22 protein-coding genes are annotated in these 21565 nt (G+C 71.3%); 7 read left to right on the forward strand and 15 right to left on the reverse strand.

The window, feature by feature from the left end:
• Window positions 1-139: 139 nt before the first annotated feature.
• Together ABZ321_RS00985 and ABZ321_RS00990 are read right to left on the reverse strand one after the other, a co-directional pair.
• Window positions 140-694 carry a hypothetical protein gene (locus ABZ321_RS00985; protein ID WP_344503078.1) on the reverse strand — a complete coding sequence of 185 codons (555 nt, stop codon included), beginning with the start codon at window positions 692-694 and terminating at the stop codon, window positions 140-142.
• Complete coding sequence (locus ABZ321_RS00990; RefSeq protein WP_354888308.1) at window positions 691-1518, reverse strand: TetR/AcrR family transcriptional regulator; 828 nt, start codon at window positions 1516-1518, stop codon at window positions 691-693. The genes ABZ321_RS00985 and ABZ321_RS00990 overlap by 4 nt, the downstream gene beginning before the upstream one ends.
• 49 nt (window positions 1519-1567) lie before the next feature.
• Here ABZ321_RS00990 and ABZ321_RS00995 point away from each other — a divergent pair, with 49 nt between their 5' ends.
• The 4 genes from ABZ321_RS00995 (at window position 1568) to ABZ321_RS01010 (ending at window position 5422) form a co-directional block, all read left to right on the forward strand.
• A complete protein-coding gene (locus tag ABZ321_RS00995) occupies window positions 1568-3058 on the forward strand; it encodes an MFS transporter (RefSeq protein WP_344503081.1) in 1491 nt (496 codons plus the stop codon).
• Between the two features lie 1244 nt (window positions 3059-4302).
• Entirely contained in the window at window positions 4303-4782 is a 480-nt protein-coding gene (locus ABZ321_RS01000) for a phage holin family protein (RefSeq protein ID WP_344503082.1), read from the forward strand.
• Window positions 4779-5165 carry a DUF3618 domain-containing protein gene (locus tag ABZ321_RS01005; RefSeq protein WP_344503083.1) on the forward strand — a complete coding sequence of 129 codons (387 nt, stop codon included), beginning with the start codon at window positions 4779-4781 and terminating at the stop codon, window positions 5163-5165. The genes ABZ321_RS01000 and ABZ321_RS01005 overlap by 4 nt, the downstream gene beginning before the upstream one ends.
• A complete protein-coding gene (locus ABZ321_RS01010) occupies window positions 5162-5422 on the forward strand; it encodes a DUF4235 domain-containing protein (RefSeq protein ID WP_344503084.1) in 261 nt (86 codons plus the stop codon). The genes ABZ321_RS01005 and ABZ321_RS01010 overlap by 4 nt, the downstream gene beginning before the upstream one ends.
• 431 nt (window positions 5423-5853) lie before the next feature.
• Here the strand turns inward: ABZ321_RS01010 and xylB are convergent, their stop codons facing one another.
• The 3 genes from xylB to ABZ321_RS01025 all read right to left on the reverse strand — a co-directional run bounded on the left by xylB (window position 5854) and on the right by ABZ321_RS01025 (window position 9795).
• A complete protein-coding gene (xylB, locus tag ABZ321_RS01015; RefSeq protein ID WP_344503085.1) occupies window positions 5854-7266 on the reverse strand; it encodes a xylulokinase in 1413 nt (470 codons plus the stop codon).
• Window positions 7267-7270: 4 nt separating this feature from the next.
• Entirely contained in the window at window positions 7271-8431 is a 1161-nt protein-coding gene (gene xylA / locus ABZ321_RS01020; protein ID WP_344503086.1) for a xylose isomerase, read from the reverse strand.
• 134 nt (window positions 8432-8565) lie between these two features.
• Window positions 8566-9795 carry an ROK family transcriptional regulator gene (locus ABZ321_RS01025; RefSeq protein WP_344503087.1) on the reverse strand — a complete coding sequence of 410 codons (1230 nt, stop codon included), beginning with the start codon at window positions 9793-9795 and terminating at the stop codon, window positions 8566-8568.
• 224 nt (window positions 9796-10019) lie between these two features.
• On the opposite strand from ABZ321_RS01025, the gene ABZ321_RS01030 reads away from it, so the two are divergent.
• Window positions 10020-10475 carry an Rrf2 family transcriptional regulator gene (locus ABZ321_RS01030; RefSeq protein ID WP_344503088.1) on the forward strand — a complete coding sequence of 152 codons (456 nt, stop codon included), beginning with the start codon at window positions 10020-10022 and terminating at the stop codon, window positions 10473-10475.
• Between the two features lie 49 nt (window positions 10476-10524).
• Entirely contained in the window at window positions 10525-10749 is a 225-nt protein-coding gene (locus tag ABZ321_RS01035; RefSeq protein ID WP_344503089.1) for a hypothetical protein, read from the forward strand.
• A 33-nt stretch (window positions 10750-10782) separates the two neighbouring features.
• On the opposite strand, the gene ABZ321_RS01040 is transcribed toward ABZ321_RS01035, so the two are convergent.
• The 4 genes from ABZ321_RS01040 to pyk all read right to left on the reverse strand — a co-directional run bounded on the left by ABZ321_RS01040 (window position 10783) and on the right by pyk (window position 14198).
• Window positions 10783-11283 carry an NAD(P)H-dependent oxidoreductase gene (locus ABZ321_RS01040; protein ID WP_344503090.1) on the reverse strand — a complete coding sequence of 167 codons (501 nt, stop codon included), beginning with the start codon at window positions 11281-11283 and terminating at the stop codon, window positions 10783-10785.
• Window positions 11284-11410: 127 nt separating this feature from the next.
• A complete protein-coding gene (locus ABZ321_RS01045) occupies window positions 11411-11866 on the reverse strand; it encodes an Rrf2 family transcriptional regulator (RefSeq protein WP_344503091.1) in 456 nt (151 codons plus the stop codon).
• 3 nt (window positions 11867-11869) lie between these two features.
• On the reverse strand, window positions 11870-12748 hold the full coding sequence (locus ABZ321_RS01050; protein WP_354888317.1) for an acyl-CoA thioesterase II: 879 nt from the start codon (window positions 12746-12748) through the stop codon (window positions 11870-11872).
• A gap of 19 nt (window positions 12749-12767) precedes the next feature.
• Window positions 12768-14198: a pyruvate kinase gene (pyk, locus tag ABZ321_RS01055; protein WP_344503094.1), complete on the reverse strand. Its 1431-nt coding sequence runs from the start codon at window positions 14196-14198 to the stop codon at window positions 12768-12770.
• 102 nt (window positions 14199-14300) lie between these two features.
• Between pyk and ABZ321_RS01060 the strand changes: the two genes are divergently transcribed.
• On the forward strand, window positions 14301-15407 hold the full coding sequence (locus tag ABZ321_RS01060) for a low temperature requirement protein A (protein ID WP_344503095.1): 1107 nt from the start codon (window positions 14301-14303) through the stop codon (window positions 15405-15407).
• Here the strand turns inward: ABZ321_RS01060 and ABZ321_RS01065 are convergent.
• The 6 genes from ABZ321_RS01065 to ABZ321_RS01090 all read right to left on the reverse strand — a co-directional run bounded on the left by ABZ321_RS01065 (window position 15404) and on the right by ABZ321_RS01090 (window position 21483).
• On the reverse strand, window positions 15404-16564 hold the full coding sequence (locus ABZ321_RS01065) for a mechanosensitive ion channel family protein (protein ID WP_344503096.1): 1161 nt from the start codon (window positions 16562-16564) through the stop codon (window positions 15404-15406). The genes ABZ321_RS01060 and ABZ321_RS01065 overlap by 4 nt on opposite strands.
• A 31-nt stretch (window positions 16565-16595) precedes the next feature.
• Window positions 16596-17675, reverse strand: a complete 1080-nt coding sequence (locus ABZ321_RS01070; protein ID WP_354888322.1) for a S8 family serine peptidase — start codon at window positions 17673-17675, stop codon at window positions 16596-16598.
• The gene (locus ABZ321_RS01075; RefSeq protein WP_354888325.1) at window positions 17672-18724 is read right to left on the reverse strand and encodes a hypothetical protein; all 1053 of its coding nucleotides are present in this window, start codon (window positions 18722-18724) and stop codon (window positions 17672-17674) included. The genes ABZ321_RS01070 and ABZ321_RS01075 overlap by 4 nt, the downstream gene beginning before the upstream one ends.
• Window positions 18725-18875: 151 nt before the next feature.
• Window positions 18876-19919, reverse strand: a complete 1044-nt coding sequence (locus tag ABZ321_RS01080) for a S8 family serine peptidase (protein ID WP_354888328.1) — start codon at window positions 19917-19919, stop codon at window positions 18876-18878.
• 23 nt (window positions 19920-19942) lie between these two features.
• Entirely contained in the window at window positions 19943-21079 is a 1137-nt protein-coding gene (locus tag ABZ321_RS01085; protein ID WP_354888331.1) for a hypothetical protein, read from the reverse strand.
• Complete coding sequence (locus ABZ321_RS01090; RefSeq protein WP_354888334.1) at window positions 21079-21483, reverse strand: hypothetical protein; 405 nt, start codon at window positions 21481-21483, stop codon at window positions 21079-21081. The genes ABZ321_RS01085 and ABZ321_RS01090 overlap by 1 nt, the downstream gene beginning before the upstream one ends.
• Window positions 21484-21565: the final 82 nt, after the last annotated feature.

The following is a 21565-nucleotide window of genomic DNA, read 5'->3' on the forward strand; positions in this document are numbered from 1 at the left end:
ACGGAACCGGCAAGACCCCGGCCCGATCGCACCTCGAACGGCGCCGTGAGCCGGACTGACAACCGGCCCGCCCGGCCACGAACCGCCGTACATGCGGAAAAACCGCAAGCGGAACGGCATGGCGGTCCGCAGCACACGCTCAGGTCGGCAGCGCGCCCGGCGGCTGGGAGAGGCAGACGAAGGGCCCCCGCACCCCGGCGCTGAAGCGCTCCGCCGCCCGCAGCGCCACCTCGACCCGCCGCTGCGGCGCCATCCGGGAGCCGGCGGTCGCGAAGAGCGCCCCGAGGGCGATCTCGTCGCCGACGCCCACCGCCGCATACCCGTCGGCGGCCTCGGCGACCTGGTAGTCGTCGTGGACGGTGAACAGCCGCCCCTTCACGCCGACGAGGAAGGTGCCGCCCTCCTCGCGCTCGCTGTCCCGGCGGGCCCATCCGCCGGCCTTCAGCGCCTCGCGGACGGAGTCGATGAAGCGCGTCGCCATGAACCGCTCGATGTCGCCGACCGGTTTCGGCGGCTTCAGCGCATACCGGATGAGCTGCCCCATCCGGAACGAGGTGGTGAACCCGAAGAGGTAGCCGTTGTTGTGGAACACCTTGCTGTCGGCGCGGACGGTGAGGCTCCACCCCGAAGCGCCCGCGCTGTCGCCGCCGATGTACACGGTGCCCGAGTGCACCAGCCCCACGATCGCCGTCATTTCCCGCCCCCGCCCACGAAACCCGAGACCCGAGACGACTCAACCACACGCCCGGTGGCGTGCCGCGCGAGGCCGTCCACCATGAGGTCGATCGCGAACGCGAACCGCTCGTCGCCGCTCCCCTCGGTCATCGTCGGCGCCATCGCGACCAGGTTGGGGAAGCGATCCACCGGCAGTGACGCGTAGTAGTCCCGGATCTGCGCGAGGTACGGCGCGGCGTCCGCCTCCGACTGCCGGCCGTGGCTGACGTGGATCGAGGTCTCGACGGCGTCGGCGACGATCACCAGCGACATCTGGTCCATGCCCCACGCGGCGACCCTGTCGGGGATGCCGGCGCCGCGGAGGACGGCGAGCATCGCCTCGGTGTAGCGCAACGAGTTGGGCCCCACGGGGATGTTGGCCCGGGCGACCTTGACGAGGTCGCGGTGGGCGAGGAACACCGCCCGGCTGTCCCAGCAGCTGCGCTTCACGACCGCCGCCCAGTCGCCGGACGCGTCGAGCACCGGCAGCGGGATCTCGCCGACGACCCGGTCGAGCAGCTGCTCCAGCAGCTCATCCTTGTTGGCGAAATACGCATACAGCGAGGCCGGTCCGGTCCCGAGATCCTGCGCCACCCGCCGCATGCTCAGCGCGTCGAGCCCGTCCCGGTCGACGAGCCGCAGCGCGGTCTCGATCACCGCCTCCGCGCTCAGCGGCTGCCGCGCCGCAGGCGCCTTCCGCCGGGTCCGCCAGGGCGGCGCCGGCACCGCCGATCCGTGCAGAGCGCTGGTCTCCACCACGGCGCTGGACGAGGGCACGGCACTGGAATCGGGGACGGATGGCACCCGTCAATCGTACTTGACACGAACAGTGTTCGCGAGTAGAACGGTGTTCGTGAACAACGAACAGCGTTCGAAAACGTACCGCTGGCGCTGGGCGGTCCTCGCCGTGGTCCTCGCCGCCGAGGTCATGGACCTTCTCGACGCCACGATCATCGCCATCGCCGGCCCGTCCATACGCGCCGATCTGGTGGGCCCCGAGGGCGGCACCGCCTTCCTGCAGTGGCTCGCCGCCGGCTACACCCTCGCGTTCGCCGTCGGCCTGGTCACCGGCGGCAGACTCGGCGACATCTTCGGCCGCCGCCGCATGTTCCTCGCCGGTGCCGCCGGATTCACCCTGATGTCGCTGCTGTGCGCCATCGCGCCCGGCCCGGCGTCGCTCGTGGTGTGCAGGATCCTGCAGGGCCTCGCCGGCGCCGTCCTCATCCCGCAGGGCCTGGGGCTGATCAAAGCGGCGTTCCCGCCGGAGCAGATCGGCGCGGCGTTCGGCGCGTTCGGCCCCGTGATGGGCCTGTCCGCGGTCTGCGGCCCGATCCTCGCCGGCGTCCTCGTCGACGCCGACCTGTTCGGCACCGGCTGGCGGATGATCTTCCTCATCAACCTGCCCGTCGGCGTCGCGGCGCTGATCGGCGCCTGGCTGGTGCTGCCACGGCCCACCCCCGGCGACGAGGCGAAGCTCCGGCTCGACCTGACCGGCACGGTCCTGCTCAGCGCGTCCTTACTGCTGCTCGTCTTCCCGCTGGTGCAGGGGCGCGAGCTCGGCTGGCCCTGGTGGGCCTGGGCGATGATGGCGCTGGCCGTTCCCATGTTCTGGGTGTTTCAGCGGTACCAGCAGCGCCTGCACCGCGAGGGACGCAGCCCGCTCATCGAGCCCAGCCTGCTGGCCAAGCAACGGTTCACGGCCGGCCTGCTCGTCGGCCTGATCTTCTTCGCCGGCCTGATGGGCCTCACCCTCATCCTCAGCATCTATCTGCAGCTGGGCCTCGGCTTCTCGCCGCTGCGCGCGGGTCTCACCCAGTCGCCGTGGGCGTTCGGCACGGCCGTCGGCGCGGTGGCGGGGCACGTGCTCAGCGCCAAGCTCGGCGGCCGGCGGCTCCTGGTCGGCGGCACCGCCGTGCTGGCCGCGGGGGTGGTCGCGCTGCTGGTCACCCTGACAGTCACCGACGGTCCGGTGTCGTCCGTGGCGCTGCTGCCTTCGCTGCTGGTGCTGGGCGTCGGCATGGGCTGCTCGATGGCGCCGTACTTCGACATCGTCCTGGCTGCCGTCGACGAGCACGAGGTCGGTTCGGCGTCCGGCACCCTGACCGCCGCCCAGCAGGTCGGCGGCGCGATCGGCGTGGCGGCGCTCGGCACGGCGTTCTTCGCCTGGGCGGGCGGCGACTTCGACTCGGGGCTGCGGCAGGTGCTGTGGCTGGAGCTCGGCCTGCTGGCGCTCGCCGCGGGCCTGTCGTTCCTCCTGCCCGCCCGCGCCCGGCCCGAGACCCCTGACCACATCGAGCCCGAGGCGCTCACCCAAGCCCGGCCGGATGCGCCGGCCCACACCTAGCCGGAGACGCCGGCTGACCCAGGCCATCGGCGGCGGGCAGGTCCCCACACTGAGCCGGAGGCGCCGGCCCTCACCCGGTCCGAGGCGGCCTGCCCACGCCCAGTCCGAGGCGCCTGCCCACGGCCGGCCCTCGTCCGGAGGGGGCAGCGCGGTGACCTCGGACAGGGTCTCCCCGCCCGTCCAGAGGCGGGCGGGGCGGTGGCGTGACGTGGGTTAACCCGGGCATTCACGGGAGAGTCGGAGCCGCGGCAGGTGCCGTGGCTGGAGCTCAGGCTGCTGGCACTCGCCGCGGGTCTGTCGATCCTCCTGGACGCCCGCGCCCGGCCCGAGGCGCCGGACCACACGCAGCCTGAGGGTTCCCCACACTTAGCCGGAGGCGCCGGCCCACGCCCGACCGGAGGCGCCGGCTGGCCCAGGCCATCGGCGGCGGGCAGGTCCCCCGCACTTAGCCGGAGGCGCCAGCCACGCCCGGCCCGAACGGCCTGCCCTCACCCGGCCCGAGTCTGGAGGCGGCGGGCGCGACGGCCTCGGGCCGGGGCTCCCCACCCGGTCCGGGAGGCGGGCACGGAGGTGGCGTGACGTGGTAACCCCGATATTCACGGGGACATCCGGGGGACTGCGGCGGGTGCTGTGGCTGGAGCTCGGGCTGCCGGCACTCGCCGCGGACCTGTCGTTCTTCCTGCCGGCCCACGCCTGGCCCGAGATGCCGGCTGGTCCAGGACATCGGCGGCGGGCAAGGCCCCGCACTTAGCCGGAGGCGCCGGACCACGCCCACATCCGGCCCGAGGCGCGGCGTACACCCGACCAGAGACGCGTGCTCTCACCCAGCCCGAGCGGCCTGCCTCACCCGGTCCGAGGCGTCCGCCCACGGCCGGCCCGAGACCCCTGACCATTCCCCGCCCGAGGCCCTCACCCACGCCCCGCCCGAGACGCCGGGCTTGCCCAGGCCATCGGCGGCGGGCAGATCCCCCGCACGTCGCCGGAGGCGCCGGACCACGCCCACATCCGGTCCGAGACGCCGGCCTACACCCGGCTGGAGGCGCATGCCTCACCCGCACCGAGCGGGCTGCCTCACCCGGTCCGAGGCACCCGCCCACGCCCTGCCTGAGCGGCCTGCTCATCGTCCGGAGGGGCGGCGCGGCGGCCTCGGACAGGGGCTCCCCGTCCGGTCCGGGAGGTGGCGTGACGTGGGTTAACCCGGGCGTTCGCGGGGAAACACGTACATGCGGGCGAGAGGAGAAGCCATGACGTACACCGTGAACGACCGGCCGGCCACCGCGCCGCGCGTGCAACCCCCGACCATCGCGGGGACTGCCACCTCGGCAACGGACCACCGCTCGACGGCGGACCTGGTCAAGCTTGCCGCCGAACAGGTCTCCACCCTGGTGCGGGACGAGCTGAAGCTGGCCCAGGTCGAGTTGGCGCAGAAGGGCAAGCGGGCCGGGATGGGTGTCGGCATGTTCGGTGGAGCAGGCCTCGTTGCGCTCTACGGCGTGGGTGCTGTCCTCGCCGCCGTCATCATCGCTCTCGCCGCGGTCATTCCGGCGTGGCTGTCGGCTCTGCTGGTCGGTGTGGTCCTGCTGGCCGTCGCCGGGGTCCTCGCGCTGCTCGGCAAGTCGCAGGTGAGCAAGGCCGGGTCGCCGGTGCCGCAGGACGCGGTCGCCAGCGTCAAGGCAGACATCGACACGATCACGCACTCCGTGAAGAACGGGGGGCACCGATGACCGCGACGCACTCGAAGAACAGTCACGACGGGCACGCCCCCACCGATCCCGAGGCGCTCCGGCAGGAGATCGCCCGGACCCGGGCGGGGCTGGGTGAGACCGTCGAGGCCCTCGCGGCCAAGGCCGACGTGAAGACCCGCGCGCAGGACGCCGTCTCCACCTCCGTGAACGCGGCGAAGCTGCGGATGCGGGAGGGTGTGGAGCAGGTCGCGGTCAACGCCGCGTACGCCAGTCGCGAGCTGCGGACCAACCCTCGCCTGACGCTGGAGCTCACGCTGCAGCGGATGGTCCAGTCGGTCCGGGATCGCCCCGCGCCGTGGGTGGTGGCGTCCGGGCTGCTCATCCTGGCCGCACTGGTCGGTTACCGGAAGGGGAACGAGTGAACAAGGTCCTGTACAAGCCGTTCAGCATCGCGTTCAGCGTGGCCGGCGGCGTCGCGGCGGGGATCGTGTTCAAGCAGATCTGGAAGCGGCTCTCCGGTGAGGACGAGGCACCGCAGGCGACCTCGCGGGACTACGGCTGGGGCGAGGTGCTCGCCGCGGCCGCGCTGCAGGGCGCGATCTTCGCCGTCGTGAAGGCCGCGATCGACCGCGGCGGCGCGGCGGGCGTACGGCGCCTCACCGGCGACTGGCCCGACTGAACCGGCGACCGGCCCGACCGAACCGGCGACTGGCCCGATTGAACAGGCATGCGTGAGAAGGGTCTCTCCCGAGCGGGGGAGGCCCTTCTTCGTGTCCACCGCCCGGAGGACACGAAGAGGCCGGCAACGCACGCGCTCCCGTCCTCGAACCGTCCCGCGCAACACGAGCGGCCCAGAGTCTGTCCTGCAAGCGTGATCCAGCGCCGGCACCGCACGAGGGAGCGGTGCCGGCGCGCGGGAGTCCGGTGCCGGGCCGTTCGGGCGGACGGTCCGGCACCGGAACCCCAGACCCGCGGCACCACCGGTCCGGCGGGTCGAGCAGGAAGACACAGGGCCGGCCAGACGCGCGGCTCGGGCCGGGACGCCCCAACAAACCGTCCCGGCCCGCCTCCCCATCGGGTGCCTCACCAAACACCCGCGGGCAGTACCGCTTACCGCAGCAGCGCCTGAGCCCGGTCCCGGACGTCGGCGTACACCTTCCGGGTCTCCGCCGACTGCGGCGCCGGTGCATCGGCCGAGGCCGCTCCCGGAACGCGCCACGCGGGCGGCTCCGCGCCCCCGTCCAGCACCCACGCCGCCTGCCGGGCGGCTCCCAGCGCGACGTACTCCCCCGGATCCGGCACGCCGACCGGCACCCCGAACAGCGCGGGAGCGACCTCCCGTACCGCCGCCGACGCCGCCGCACCTCCGATGAGCAGGACCCGCTCCACCGGCACGCCCAGGGCGCGCACCGCGTCGATGCCGTCGGCGAGCCCGCAGAGCATCCCCTCGACCGCGGCCCGGGCCAGGTTCGCCGGGGTCGCGTTGCCGCGGGTGATGCCGTTGAGCAGGCCACGGGCGTCGGGCAGGTTCGGGGTGCGTTCGCCGTCGAGGTAGGGCAGCAGCGTCAGCCCGCCCGCCCCCGGCGCCGCCGAGAGGGCCAGCCGGTCCAATGTGGACAGGTCGACCCCGAGCAGCGCGGCGGCGGTCGACAGGACCCGGGCCGCGTTGAGGGTCGCGACGAGCGGCAGGTGCCGGCCGGTCGCGTCGGCGAACCCGGCGACCGTCCCGCTGACGTCGGTGACCGGCCGCTCCGACACCCCGAAGACGGTGCCCGAGGTGCCCAGCGACACGACCACGTCGCCCGGGCGCAGTCCGAGCCCGAGCGCCGCGGCCATGTTGTCGCCGGTGCCCGGCGCAAGAAGAGCACCGGCGACCGTCTCACCCACCACCTCGGCCGGCCCGGCGACCCGCGGCACGGCCAGTTCCCTGCCGAACGCGAGTTGCAGGAGCCGCATCTGGTACGAGCCGTCCGCCGGCGACCAGTACCCCGTCCCGGACGCGTCACCGCGGTCGGTCGTCGGGCTACCCGCACCGCGGTCGGCGCGCAGCAGGTCGGTGATCCAGTCGTGCGGCAGCAGGACGCTCGCCGCGCGGGCGGCGTTGTCCGGCTCGTGCTCGGCGACCCACCGCAGCTTCGTGACGGTGAAGCTGGCGACCGGCACGAGCCCCGTCGCGGCGGCCCAGTCGGCGGCCCCGCCGGGCAGCTCGGCGATCAGGTCTGTGGCGGCCGCCGCGGACCTGGTGTCGTTCCACAGCAAGGCGTCGCGGACGACGTCGCCGGCCTCGTCGAGCAGCACCATGCCGTGCTGCTGCCCGCCGACGCCGATCGCCTTGACGTCGTCGAGGAGCCCGTCGCCGGTCGCCTCGCCGAACGCCCGCCACCAGTGGGCCGGGTCGACCTCGGTCGCGTCGGGGTGCCCGGCGCGACCTTCCCGCACGACCTCACCGGTGTCGGCGTCGCAGACGAGCACCTTCGTCGACTGCGTGGACGTGTCGACGCCCGCCACGAGACGTCGGGTCATGCCGTCATGACCTGACGCCCAGCAGGTGCTCCATCGCCAGCTGGTCAAGGTACTCGAACGCGCCGCCACGGGCGGCGAGCTTGTCGACGTCGAACTCCTCGGCCCGCAGCGACTCGATCGTCTCGCCCTCGCCGAGGGTCGGCTCGTAGAGCTCGTTGACCCGCGCCGCCTCGAGCGCCGCCGCGACCTCCGGGTCCGCCCGGAACGACCCGACCCGCTCCTTGAGGATCAGGTAGTTGCGCATGCAGGCCCGCGCGGTCTCCCACACGCCGTCGTAGTCCTCGGTGCGCGGCGGCTTGTAGTCGAAGTGGCGGTAGCCGGTGTAGCCGCCGGTCTCCAGCACGTCGACGGTCCAGAACGCGCCGCGCAGGTTGCCGGCGCCGAAGCGCAGGTCCTGGTCGAAGCGGGGACCGTGCTGGCCGTTGAGGTCGATGTGGAAGAGCTTGCCGTGCCAGAGCGCCTGGGCGATGCCGTGGGCGAAGTTGAGCCCGGCCATCTCCTCGTGCCCGACCTCGGGGTTGAGGCCCACCCGGTCCGGCTCGTCGAGCGTGGAGATCAGCGCGAGGGCGTGACCGATCGTCGGCAGCAGGATGTCGCCGCGGGGCTCGTTGGGCTTCGGCTCGAGAGCGAAGCGGATGTCGTAGCCCTGGTCGCGCACGTACGCGCAGAGGAGGTTGAGCCCTTCGCGGTACCGGTCGAGCGCCGCCGACACGTCCTTGGCCCCACCGGACTCGGCGCCCTCGCGGCCGCCCCACAGCACGTAGGTCTCGGCGCCGAGCTCGGCCGCGAGGTCGATGTTGCGCAGCACCTTCTTGATCGCGAACCGGCGGACCGCGCGGTCGTTGGACGTGAACCCGCCGTCCTTGAAGATCGGGTGGCTGAAGAGGTTCGTGGTGACCATCTCGACCCGGATGCCGGTCGCCTTGAGCGCGTCCTTGAACCGGTTGATCAGGTGGTCGCGGGTCGCGTCGTCGCTGCCGAACGGGAACAGGTCGTCGTCGTGGAACGTGACGGCCGCGGCGCCGAGGTCGGACAGGCGGTGCACGGCCTCGACCGAGTCGAGCGGCGCCCGGGTCGGCCCGCCGAAGACGTCCTGCGCCTGCCAGCCGACGGTCCACAGCCCGAACGAGAACTTGTCGTCACGGGTGGGCTGGTAATCGTTCATTCGCTACCTCTTAGCGGGGGTGTTTCGTTGGCGGACGCCTTGCACCCTACGCCGCCGGACGGGGTTAGTTCAATAACAGAACTAACCTGTTTCAGACGTCTCCCACTATCCCTTTTTTCGGGTTTTACCGCGTTTCAGGCCCGAAAGACGACTCTGTAGTACGTCTCCGAGTGCTGCAACGCGAGCAGCACCGCGCCCCGCACCTCGGCATCCGGGCCCAGCACCGAGGCGCGGATCTCGACGCCGCGCAGCGCCGGCGCCAGGGCGTGCCGGGCCACGGCGGCCCGCAGGGGGTCCAGCAGCAGGTCGCCGATCGGGGCGAGACCGCCGCCGACCACGACGACCGCCGGGTTGTACGCATTGATCAGCCACGACGCGGCCAGGCCCAGGTGCGCGCCGACCTCGGCGATCACCGACGCGGCCAGGGCGTCGCCCGCGCGGGCCGCCGCGGTCACGTCGCGCGCGTCGAACGTCTCCAGGTCCGCCAGGCTCGACGTCGCGCCGTCCTTCAGCGCCCGCCGCACGGCCCGGACGATCGCCGGGCCGGACGCGACCGTCTCCAGGCAGCCGACGTTGCCGCAGTTGCAGGGCTCCTCGTTGCCGGGGACGGCGTTGTGGCCGATCTCGCCGGCCGTGCCGCCGACGCCGTGAAACACCCGGCCGTCGGACAGGACGCCGGCGGAGAGGCCGGTCCCGGCGTACAGCAGCGCCAGATCGCCGACGCGGCCGCCGGCACCCTCCAGGTTCTCGGCGACGGCGGCGGCCTGGCCCGCGTTGTGCACGTAGACGGGGGCGCCGAGCTCGGCGGCGAGGATGTCGCGGACCGGCACGTCACGCCAGCCGAGGTTGGGCGCGAGCAGGCAGACGCCGGTGTGGAAGTCGGTGAGCCCGGGCAGCACCGCGCCGACCGCCGCCAGCCGGGCCGACGGCAGCGCCGTGCTCTCGATCGCGGCGCGCGCCTCGGCCGCCACCATCCGCAGCGCCTCCGCGGGCGCCACCCCGCCTCCTGTCGCGGTTGCGGCGTCGGTACCGGCCGCGAGCGCAGTCGGAGTAGGAAACTCCCGCCGGGCGATCTCCTCCCCCGCGGCGTCGCCGATCGCGACCGTGGTGCGCCGTGCGCCGATGTGGGCGCCGACCACCAACTGGGAGCGGGCGTTGAACTCCAGCAGGATCGGCGGGCGCCCGCCGCTCACCGCGGTCGACCCCGGCCCGATCTCGCGGACCAGCCCGTCGGCGATGAGCTCGTCGACGATCGCCGACACCGTCGGCTTCGCGAGGGTCGTCGACCTGGCGATGCTCGCGCGGGAGACCGGCCCGCCCTCCTTGACCAGTGCCAGCACCAGCGAACGGTTGACCTCGCGCATCACGTTGTGATCGGCACCGCGGCGGGGCTCGGGTGAGCGCTCACCCACACGTTCGTCTGGTCGCATAATCCGACAACGCTACCCCGGCGATCACCCGGAGGCGCGCACCCTACATTGGTATCGGACATTCCCCACCGGCTAGCTCCACAAAGCTGGCCCCGCGGCAGGCTCCGACGGCCCGTCGCGGGCACGGCGACACTCTCTGCGGGAAGGCAGTCTCAGTCATGCACATCTCGGCACGCGGCGACTACGCGGTGCGCGCCTCGCTCGGCCTGGCGGCCGCCTATCCCGCGGTCGTCTCGGCCGCCGGCCTCGCCGACGAGCAGGAGATGCCACGAAAGTTTCTCGAGGCCGTCCTCGGGGACCTGCGCCGGGCCGGCCTCGTCCGGGGCCAGCGCGGCGTCGACGGCGGGTACGTGCTGACCCGCCAGCCATCGGAGATCATGGTCGGTGACGTGCTCCGCGCCGTCGACGGCCCCCTGGCCGAGGTCCGTGGCGTGCGGCCCGAGGAGGCCATGTACTCGGGCACCGCCGAGCACCTGCAGCAGCTGTGGGTCGCGGTCCGCGCCGCCGTCCGCAACGTCCTCGACGAGGTCAGCCTCGCCGACGTCGTCCGCGGCCGGATGCCCGCCCACATCAGGCGGCTCACCACCCCGCCGCAGGCCTGGCAGCCGCGCTGAAACTCCTGAACAGCGGGTGAGCGGCGGGTTCCCGCCCTACGCTCAGGTCATGTCTAAGGCGCACGACCCCTACCTGCAGGCGGCCGAGGGCTTCCTGCACGCCATCCGCGACGAGCTGGACATGGCCGACGACCTGAAGATGGACCGGACGCTGCAGGTCACGCAGACCTACGCGCTGGTGAGCATCGCCCGCTCGCTGAACGTCCTCAGCGACCAGGCCGACACCGCCGACGACTCCCCGCTCGCCATGGCGGGCAACCTCATCAGCCGCTGACCCGCGCCTCCCGGCCGCGTCGTCTTCCGGCGCTCAGGCGGTCGTGTCGGCGGTGAACTCGTCGGCGATCCGGGTGACGTACTCGGCGGCGGCGGTGCCCGCGTTGGCCAGCTCCGACTCGACGACGGCCAGGCCGGGGGTCACCGGGACCGCGGCGAGCTCGCCGAGCAGCTCGCGCAGGTGCCGCTCGGTCGCGTCGGCCTGCGGGCGGACGCCGGCGGTCACGACGGTCACCGCGGCGACGTCCTTGAGCCCTTCGGCGGGCAGCTGGTCGAGCAGGACCTTCAGGACGCCCGTGTACGTGCCCTTGTACGTCGGCGTCGCCACCACCAGCACGCTCGCCCGCCGGAGCCTGCTGAGCGCGTCGGCGACCGCGCCGTCCCCGGTCTGCAGCAGCCGTGTGCCCAGGGCGGCCACGTCGATGGTGTGCGGCACCGGCTGCCCGAGCCGCTCCGCCAGCGCCGCCCCGACCTCCTCCGCCAGGTGCAACGTACGAGAGTGCGGCCGCGGATTCCCCGAAAGCACAACGATCATGCCGCCGATCCTATCTCCTACCGCACCGATCGGAAATAGCGTCTACCGTTTGTGGCCTCTTCCTCATGATCCGGAAGACTTGTTGCTGCCATGACGACACAAAGTCTTCCGGATCATGGAAAAGCGATCAGACCCAGGCTCTCGGGTCTGCCACGAGGTCGCGGACGCGCTCGGGGAGCTCGCCGGTGACGACGTCCTCGATGGTGACCGTTTCGAGGATGAGTCGCTCGTTGGCGCGCAGGGCGATCCACACGTCCTGCAGGGCGGAGGCGGCACCGTGGTAGCCGAGGTCCTCGGGGCGCTGCCCGCGGACGTTGGCGAGGGGGCCGTCGATCACGCGGATGATCTCGGCGAGGCTGATCTCGCCGGCGGGGCGGGCCAGCCGGTAGCCGCCCTCGGGGCCGCGCTGGGCGACGACGATGCCGCCGCGGCGCAGCTGCAGGAGGATGCTCTCGAGGAACTTGGGCGGGATCTGCTGGGCCGACGCGAGACGGTCGGCGGTCACCAGCTTGCCGTCACCGGCCGAGGACGCCAGCTCCGCCACCGCGCGGAGGGCATAGTCGACCCGGGCTGAAAGGCGCATGACTCATCCTCCCACGCGCCGCAACAGGCCTTCCTGCACGGCGGTCGCGATGTGGCGGCCGTCGCGGGTGAACATGCGGCCGGTGGCGAGGCCGCGGGCGTCGGAGGCCGACGGGCTGATCGAGTCGTAGAGGAACCACTCGTCGGCGCGGAAGCCGCGGTGGAACCACAGGGCGTGGTCGAGGCTGGCGCCGCCGTAGCCGCCGGGGCCCCATACGGCGCCGTGCACGGCGAGCACCGAGTCCAGCAGGGTGAGATCGGAGGCGAACGTGAGCGCGCACGCGTGCAGCAGCGGGTCGTCGGGGAGCTTGCCGTCCAGCCGCATCCAGACCCGCTGCGTCGGGGAGGCGGGGCGGTCGCCGGGGCGGACCCAGCCGGGCTCGCCGACATAGCGCACGTCGATCGGGCGCTGGATCATCGACCAGATGCCGGCGCGCTCCGGGTACTTGGCGAGGCGCTCCGCCATGGTCGGCACCTCTTCCGGCAGGGGCACGTCGGCGGGCGCGGCCTCCTGGTGGTCCAGGCCGTCCTCGGGGACGTGGAACGACGCCGACATGAAGAAGATGACCTTGCCGTGCTGCTGGGCGACGGAGCGGCGCACGGAGAAGGTGCGGCCGTCGCGGATGTTCTCCACCGCGTACGTGATGGGCTCCGCCGGGTCGCCGGGGCGGACGAAGTACCCGTGCAGCGAGTGCACCTGGCGCTCCGGGTCGACGGTGCGGCCGGCGGCGACGAGCGCCTGGCCGGCGACCTGCCCGCCGAACACACGCTGGGGGCCGACCGGCGGGCTCATGCCCAGGAACCGGTCGTCCCCCAGCGCTTCCAGGTCAAGGAGTCGGACGAGGGCGTCTACCGCCGCCTGTCCAGTCGCATGCTCGTCCACTCCTGCAATCTAGAGGTTCCTACTCGCTCTGGTCGTGTGACAGTGCTCCCAGCGTGTGGACCCGCAGCGTGTTGGTCGAGCCGGGGGTGCCGGGCGGGGAGCCCGCGACGATGACGACGTCGTCACCGGCGCTGAGCCAGGGCAGGCCGACCATGGCCATGTCGACCTGCTGGAACATCTCGTCGGTGTGCTGGACGAACGGCACGTCGAACGTCTGCACGCCCCACGACAGGGCCAGCTGGTTGCGCACCGTCGGCTCGGGCGTGAACGCGAGCAGCGGCAGCTCGCAGTGCAGCCGGGCGAGGCGGCGGACCGTGTCACCGGTCTGCGAGAAGGCGACGAGCGCCTTCGCGCCGATGTTGCGGGCGATGTTGGACGCGGCCGAGGTGAGCGCGCCGCCGCGGGTGCGGGGGTCGTGCTGCAGCCGCGGCACCGACAGCGAGCCGCCCTCGGTGGTCGCGATGATCCGGGCCATCGTGGAGACGGTCAGGATCGGGTAGCGCCCGACGCTGGTCTCGCCGGAGAGCATGACGGCATCGGCGCCGTCGAGCACGGCGTTGGCGACGTCGGACGCCTCGGCGCGGGTCGGGCGGGCATTCTCGATCATGGAGTCGAGCATCTGCGTGGCGACGATGACCGGCTTCGCCGACTCGCGGCACAGCTGGACGGCCCGCTTCTGCACGAGCGGCACCTGGTCGAGCGGCATCTCGACGCCGAGGTCGCCGCGGGCGACCATGACGCCGTCGAAGGCCGAGACGATCTGCTCGAGGGCGGCGACCGCCTCCGGCTTCTCGACCTTGGCGATGACCGGGCGGTGCACCCGCTCCTCGTCCATGATCTCGTGGACGAGCTTGATGTCGTCGGGTGAGCGCACGAACGACAGTGCGATCCAGTCGGCGCCGAGCTGGAGCGCGAACCGGAGGTCCTCGGCGTCCTTGTCGGACAGGGCGGGGACGCTCACCGCGACGTTGGGCAGCGAGACGCCCTTGTTGTTGGAGACCATGCCGCCCTCGGTGACGAGGACGGTGATGTCGTTGCCTTCGACGCTGGTGACCTCGACGGCGACCTTGCCGTCGTCGATCAGCAGCCGGTCGCCGGCCTTCACTTCCTGCGGCAGCTTGGTGTAGGTGCACGAGACCCGGTCGGCGGTGCCGATCACGTCGTCGCTGGTGATGACGGCCGTGTCTCCGGTGCGCCACTCGTGCGGTCCGTTGGCGAAGCGACCGAGCCGGATCTTGGGACCCTGGAGGTCGGCGAGAATGCCCACGGAACGGCCGGCGGCAGCGGCGGCCTCACGGACGAGGGTGAACACCGCGGCGTGGTCCTCATGGCTGCCGTGGCTGAAGTTGAGCCGCGCGACGTCCATCCCGGCGTCGACGAGGCCGCGAATCCGCTCGGGCGACGATGTGGCGGGTCCGAGCGTACAGACGATTTTTGCGCGTCGAGTCACACGTTGAGGCTAGCCCCTCCGCCCGGTGACGATTCGGCCGACCCACGGTGGCGCCATCAGTTGAGACACTGTCCACCTGCCGTTCCCGGAGATAATCGGACGATGTCATCCAGCTCCCAGTGGCACCGGCCGATGGGCATCCGCGACACCCACGAGCCGCACCGCGTCGCGACGCCGCTCGAGCTGCTGTTCGACCTGTGCTTCGTGGTCGCCATCGCGCTGGCGGGGCAATTGCTGCACCACTCGATCGCCGAGGGTGACGTGGCGCACGGGATCGTCGCCTATCTGACGGTGTTCTTCTCCATCTGGTGGGCCTGGATGAACTTCACCTGGTTCGCGTCCGCTTATGACACCGACGACGTCGCGTACCGGCTGACGACCCTCGTGCAGATCGCCGGGGTGCTCGTCCTGGCCGCCGGCGTCACCGACGCGTTCCACGGGCACTTCGGCACCGTCACCGTCGGGTACGTCATCATGCGCGCCGCCCTGGTCACGCAGTGGCTCAGGGCGTCCGCCCGGGACGAGACCCGGCGCACGGCCCGCCGGATGGCGTTCGGCGTGACCGCCTGCATGGTGGGCTGGGCGCTGATCCTGCTCACCCACGGCACCATGCACCTGGTGCTCTTCGTCGTCATGGTCGCCGCGGAGCTGGCCGTGCCCATGTGGGCGGAGCGCTACCACCCCACCCCGTGGCACCCGCACCACATCGCCGAGCGCTACGGACTGCTGTTCATCATCGTGCTCGGCGAGATCGTGCTGTCCACGACCGTGGCGGTCCAGGCGGGCTTCGTGCAGGACCGGCTGTGGTGGGTGGCCGCGAGCGGGCTGGTCATCGTGTTCGCGTTCTGGTGGCTGTACTTCGATCAGCCCGCCCACCGGATCCTCGTCGACAACCGGCACGCGTTCGTTTGGGGATACGGGCACTACGTGGTGTTCGCATCGGCGGCGGCGATCGGGGCGGGCATCGCGGTCATCGTCGACCGGCCCGACCTCTCCGGCGCGCCCGTCACCATCCCGGTGGCCACACTGCTGATGGCGCTGTGGTTCCTGCACATCCGCCCACGCACCTGGCTGGAGCCCACCGCCGCGGCGCTGATCCTGGCCGCCACCTTCGTGGGACCGTCGCTGGTCGTGACAGCGGTGGTGGCGTCGGTACTGGTGGCCGCCCGGCTGATCCTGCTGCGCTCGCGCGTCGCCCAGCGCTGTTAGTGTTCGCGCTCCCCGCCGGTGAACGCCTCCGCGCGGGCCCGGCCGTCGACGCTGTGACTGAAGACCCGCGCGTCGCCGTCGGCGGTGTGCGTCTGCCCCGTCAGCGTCGCGTGCAGCGGCAGCGCCGACGTCACCTCCGCCCGCGTCCGCGGCAGCGACGACGGGTGCGCGTCCCGGATCCACGTCACCATGTGCTCCCGGATGAAGCACCGCAGGTCCCACAGCTTCGGCGCGTCCGTCGCGCTCACCAGCGCCCGCAGCCGCATCGCGGTGCCGGTGGCCTCCACCACCTGCAGCACCGACACCCGCCCGTCCCACAGGTCGGTCGACTCCAGTGCCCGGCGGAGCTCCTCCCGCGCCTCCGGCACCGGCAGCCACCAGTCGACGTCGAGCATGACGTCCCCGAGCAGCGCCGCCTCCGTCCGCGTCCAGTTCTGGAACGGCTTCTCCGTGAAGTACGACGTCGGCAGGATCAGCCGCCGGTCGTCCCACACGTGGACCACGACGTACGAGAGCGTGATCTCCTGGATCCGCCCCCACTCCGACTCGACGATCACGACGTCCCCGAGCCGCACCGCGTCGCTGAACGCCAACAGCAGCCCCGCGAACAGGTTCCGCAGCACGCTCTGCGCCGCCAGACCCGCGATGATGCCGATGAACCCGGCACTCGCCAGCACGCTGGTCCCGAGGATCCGCGCCTGCGGGAACGTCATCAGCATCACCGCACCGGCGATCACGGCGATCGTCGCCACCGTCACCCGCCGGATCATCACCACCTGCGTGTGCACCCGCCGCGCCTGCCGGTTGTCCGGCACGTCCGTCCTGAACCGCGCCAGCGCCGCATCCTCCGCCACCACCAGCAACCCGGCGACCAGCCATGCCGCCGTACCGATGATGAGCAGCTGCTCCACGTGCAGGAACGTGGGCCGCCAGTCCGCCCCGTCCGCCGTCCAGCGAACCGAGAAGTAGATCACCGACAGCACCACCACCCACTGCGTCGGCCGGTGCGCCCTGTTCGCCAGCTCGGTCAGCAACCCCGACCGCCGCCCCACCCACAGCAGGACCAGATGCACCCCCTGCACCACCACCAACGCAACGAGCGCCGCCCCGAGCGCAATCCCCAGCGGCTTGAGCGTGTCGATGAGCGTGTCTCGCATTCGGCGCTAAGTACCCGGGCCCCCTGGCCGCCTAACGTGTCCTGCGTCGCACCCACCAGCCAACCACCCCGCCAACCGCCACCACCGCCACCACGACCCACCCGACACCTCCACCCCCACCCGTCGGCCCTCGTTCCCGACCCGCCTCTGGCACCCCCGTGACCTGAGCCCCACCCGCCGGCACCTCAGCCGTCAACGCCGCCACCGGATCAACAATCCCGAACCCAAACTCCTCATCCCGCCCCGGCTTCCCCCGATCCGTCGCGGTCGCCGTCAACCTGTGGACCACTTCGGCCGCAGACAACCCTGGAAACTTCGCCCGCACCAACGCCACCACCCCAGCCACAATCGCCGTCGAGTTGCTCGTCCCGTCCCCCGTCTCGTACTTCCCGAACGCCCCGGTGGAAACGATGTCCACCGCCGGAGCCGCCAGCACCACCTCGGGCCCGACAGCGGAGATCGCGGCATGGTTGCCGTCCCTGTCCGTCCCCGCCACCGCCACCACCCCGGGCAGCTTCGCCGGGAAGCCCACCTGCCTGTTCTTCGGCGTGTTCCCGACCCCCGCCACCACGACGACGTCGGCGTTGACTGCGGCGGCGATCGCGTCCCGCAGCTGGGGGTATTCGCTCGTCACGGCCGCGACGCAGATGACCTTCGCACCCTGCGAAGTCGCCCAGGCGATGCCATCCGCGAGGTTGACGGGAGACCCACCGAAACCTCCGTAGACCGTCTGCACCGGCAGGATCATCGCCTTCGGTGCGATACCGAGCACGCCGGCACCGTTGGGCAGCCCACGCCCGGCGATGAGACCGGCCATCGCTGTTCCGTGCCCGTCCGTGTCCGCCTTGCCGTCGCCCTTCGCCTGCTCACCGAACACCTTGCCCGGCACCACGGCACCCGCCAGCTCCCCATGACGGTCGTCAACACCTGTGTCCGGGACCGCCACCAGGACCCCTGCGCCCGTGCTGAGCTGCTGCGCCTGCGCAATTCGCAACACGGCCAGGTGCCACTGTCGGTCACGGATGCTGTCAGCCACCGCAGGAGCCGGCGCCGACATTCCGACGACCACGATGGCGAGGCAACCGACGACCACCGACCGGATCCCGCTCAACGGTCGATCCCGATGACTCCCAGTCCCGGATCGTGAGGCCAGGTCGCGGGCGGCTGAATGACCGGACTCACGCCATGAGGCACCGACCACGCCTCGCCGCCCTGATCGCCACGTCGACGGCTGACCGTCTCGGGGTCTCGGTGGCTCCCGGCCCGGCCGATCGGCGGCGCGACCGGCCCGCGAGCTCCGGTCGACCCACCGGCCGCGGCGGACCCTCCGCTGTTGCCACGGGGCGCGGCGAGTCCGGTGACCGGGTTCGCGCCCAGCACGCGGCCAGGTCCGAGCACGGCAGCACCTCCCACCCGGCTGCCCGACCCGCCCCCGCCAACCGCACCGCTCGGCACCGGCTGGCTACCGCCTCCGGCCAACCCAGCCCTTTCTCCGGCCAACCCAACGGTGTCGTCCTGCTCCGAGCCGACCGACGACCCAGGCGGATCGAACCGCGGAGCCGGAAACCCGGCGGCGATCAACCGGCCTCCTCCCCCGCCCGCCTGACCGCTCGACTTCGACTGGCCGGAAGCGACCGGCACATCGACGACCTCGGTCGCCAACCTGATCCGCTGGTAATCGGGAAGCACCACATCGAGCCCAGCCGCAGGCTCCGCAACAGCCGCGTCCGTGTTCATGAGAATGCGACGAGCGTGCTCATCGAGCAGTCCGCGAGCCTGCTGCCCGATCCGCTGATCCGGCACCTTGGCCGTCAGCCGGTACTCCTCAACAAGCGGCTCCAGCTCACCGCGTGCCTTCCCGATCGCCTCGACGATCAGGTTCAAGTTGACGCGAACCTCCGCCGCCCCACCCGCAACCAACGACATTGCATCGATCATGTTGTTGACGCGCTGAATGAACGTCATCGCCGCTTCGCTCTTCTCGGGTGGCCACCCTTCGGCGAGGTGGTCCCGCAGGATCCGCAGGCGGTCGCGCTGCGTCTCCAGAGCGGTCTGCTGACGACGCAGCGTCGCCAGGTGCACGTGAGCATCGGCCCCGTCGTCCGCCGCGACCATCTCCCACAACTGCGGCAGCCGCCACCGCTTGTACGTCTCACCCATCAGACCGGCCCCACCACACACCACCCAACCGGCACATGATCACTCACCGCGTCCTCCCCGCCACGATGCGCAATAGACAACGGTGACGGTACCGCACGCTCAGAACCTCACAACGCCCTCGATTCGCACCACCCGCACAGCGCGACACCCGCTACCGCCGCCGCCTGATTAGTAGCCCCACAAACACCAGCAGCACCCCACCACCGACAACCACCCACACAACCCCCGACCACCCCGCACGCCCCTCCGGCACCCCCACCCCAGACGAAGACACCGACGGCACCACGCTCGGCACCGAAGCCGTCAACGCCGCCACCGGATCGACAATCCCGAACCCGAACTCCTCATCCCGCCCCGGCTTCCCCCGATCCGTCGCGGTAGCCGTCAACCGCCGCACCACCTCCACAGCAGACAACCGCGGAAACTTCGCCCGCACCAACGCCACCACCCCAGCCACAATCGCCGTCGCGTTGCTGGTTCCGTCGGCTGTGCCGTACTTGCCGAAAACATCCAGCGAGATGATGTCGACCGCGGGTGCGGCGATCAGTACCTCCGGGCCTGTCGCCGAAATCGCCGCGTGGTTGCCGTCCCGGTCCGTTCCGCCCACCGCGAGCACGCCTGGAATCTTCGCCGGAAACCCCACGTGTCTCATGGCAGGAGCATTGCCCGTGCCGGCGACCACGACGACGTCGGCGCGAATCGCCGCCTCAATCGCACTCCTGACCTCGGGATACTCGCTGGTGACGGCTGCGATGCAGATGACTTTCGCGCCGTGCTGAACGGACCACTCGACACCTGCCGCGAGATTGGTCGGTGACCCGCCGAACTCGCTGTGAACGGTTTGAACGGGCAGGATCGTAGCCTTGGGTGCGATGCCCAGGATTCCGCTCTCGCCAGGAAGTCCTCGGCCCGCGATCAGACCGGCCATCGCAGTGCCGTGTCCGTCGGTGTCGGCCTTGCCATCCCCCGTCGCACCTTCGCCGAACTCTTTGCCCGCGATCACAGCTCCGGCAAGCTCGGGATGCCGATCATCGACTCCGGTATCCGCAACGGCGACTATGACGCCTTCACCCTGGCTCAATTGCTGCGCCTTGATGACGTCGAGCGCAGCGAGGTGCCACTGTCTGCTCCGCACGCTGTCGGCCCGGGCCGCATTCGGTGATGCCGTAACGATTGTGATCATGGTCGACAGCACGAGGGCAAGCGCCCGACGTCTGGTCAACGGTCGATTCCGAGGACTCCGGGGCCCGGATCGTGCGGCCGGTCCTTCGGCGCTTCAATCATCGGTGCCACACCTTCGGGCGCGACCCACTGCCCCTCAGGATCGGCATGCGACGCCTGCCTTCGTGTCGCGTACTCCTCGAATGAGCGATCACGGTATCCGCCGGCAGCGCTCGTACTAGATCTGACCGCCGGGCCGCCTGGCGCTCCGCGGCTCATTTGTGCTCCTCCAACACCGGTCCGCGGCATCACGGAAGCACCGGTCTGCGGCATGCCCACCATCGGTCCGCGAACACTCGGCGCTCGCAACTCCGACTGACCAGGAACGATGACAGGACCCCCGATGACGCCGTTCGAAATTGCCGACACGGCTCGTGGACCGAAGCCGCCGGATGGGCTGGAGTCCAGAGAACTGCCGCCGACCGCGGAGATTTGTGGTTCGACGCGCCGATCGACCGCCAGATCGAAGCCTTCGCCGATGTCGTCGTGGCGGACCGGAGCAGGTGGCTCGAACGCGGGAGACGCCGGCCGACCCGAAACACTAGAAGAAACAAGGCCACGGTCGCCGCCTCTTGGCGTACGCGGGTCGCTTCCGGGAACCTGTGCCGGAACAGCCGGCTCCAGTTGGACACGGTCGCGAATGACGCCGTAGGCGGGCAGGGTCACGGCCAATCTCGCTGTCGCCTCGGCCACCACCTTGTCCGTGCCCATGAAGACCTTACGCGCCTGTTCATCCAGCGACTTCTGTACCTGTCGCACGATTCTCGGGTCAGGGTGCGGAACAGCGGATTCGTACTTGGCGATCAGTGGCGCAAGATCGGTGCGAGCGTCGCCCAGCGCCGCGACGATGTGCGCCAGGTTCGTCCTGACCTCGGCGGCCCCAACCGCCGCCTGTGTCATCGCCTCGATCATGTCGTTGACGCGTTGCTGGAATGCCAACGCCGCCCCACTGCGCTCGGGCGGCCACCCTTCGGCGAGTTGGTCTCGCAGGAGCCGCAGGCGGTCGCGTTGGGTTTCCAGGGCGGTCTGCTGGCGGCGCAGGGTGGCCAGGTGCAGGTGGGCATGTTCGGGGTCGTCGGCGGTCAGCATCTCCCAGAGTTGGGGCAGGCGCCAGCGCTGGTACGACTCGGCCATCAGAGTGACCTGCCAGTCCTCGGGTCGTGCTGGGCGGCCCACAGCGCGTCGTCGACCTTGGCTGAGGCGACGGCCAGCGTGGTCTTGAACTGGTCGCCGCTCAGTGTGTCCGCGTGGGAGTACGCTGCCGCGACCTCCTCGGCTGCCTGCACGAACACCGCGCCGTTGTGGATGAAGGCGTCCATCAGGTCCAGGAGTTCGATGAGCTTCCGGTGGTACAGCGTCGCCGCCGCCTGCACGTCTGGGCTGGCTGTGCGGGTCCCGAACGTCGGGGTGTCGACGAACGTGCGCAGGATCTGGTCGTGCTCCGGCGACAGATGGCCGCTCAGGTCGGCCCGCAAGCCGGCTCCGAACGACCGGACGGCCTCCAGGTCGACGCTGAACCCCGCCGCATGATCACTCACCGCGTCCTCCCCGCCACGATGTGCAATAGACAGACGTGACGGTACCGCACGTTCAGAACCTCAAGACGCCCCGTTTCGCACC

The organism is Dactylosporangium sp. NPDC006015 (assembly GCF_040614215.1).
Classification (GTDB): Bacteria; Actinomycetota; Actinomycetes; order Mycobacteriales; family Micromonosporaceae; genus Dactylosporangium; species Dactylosporangium maewongense.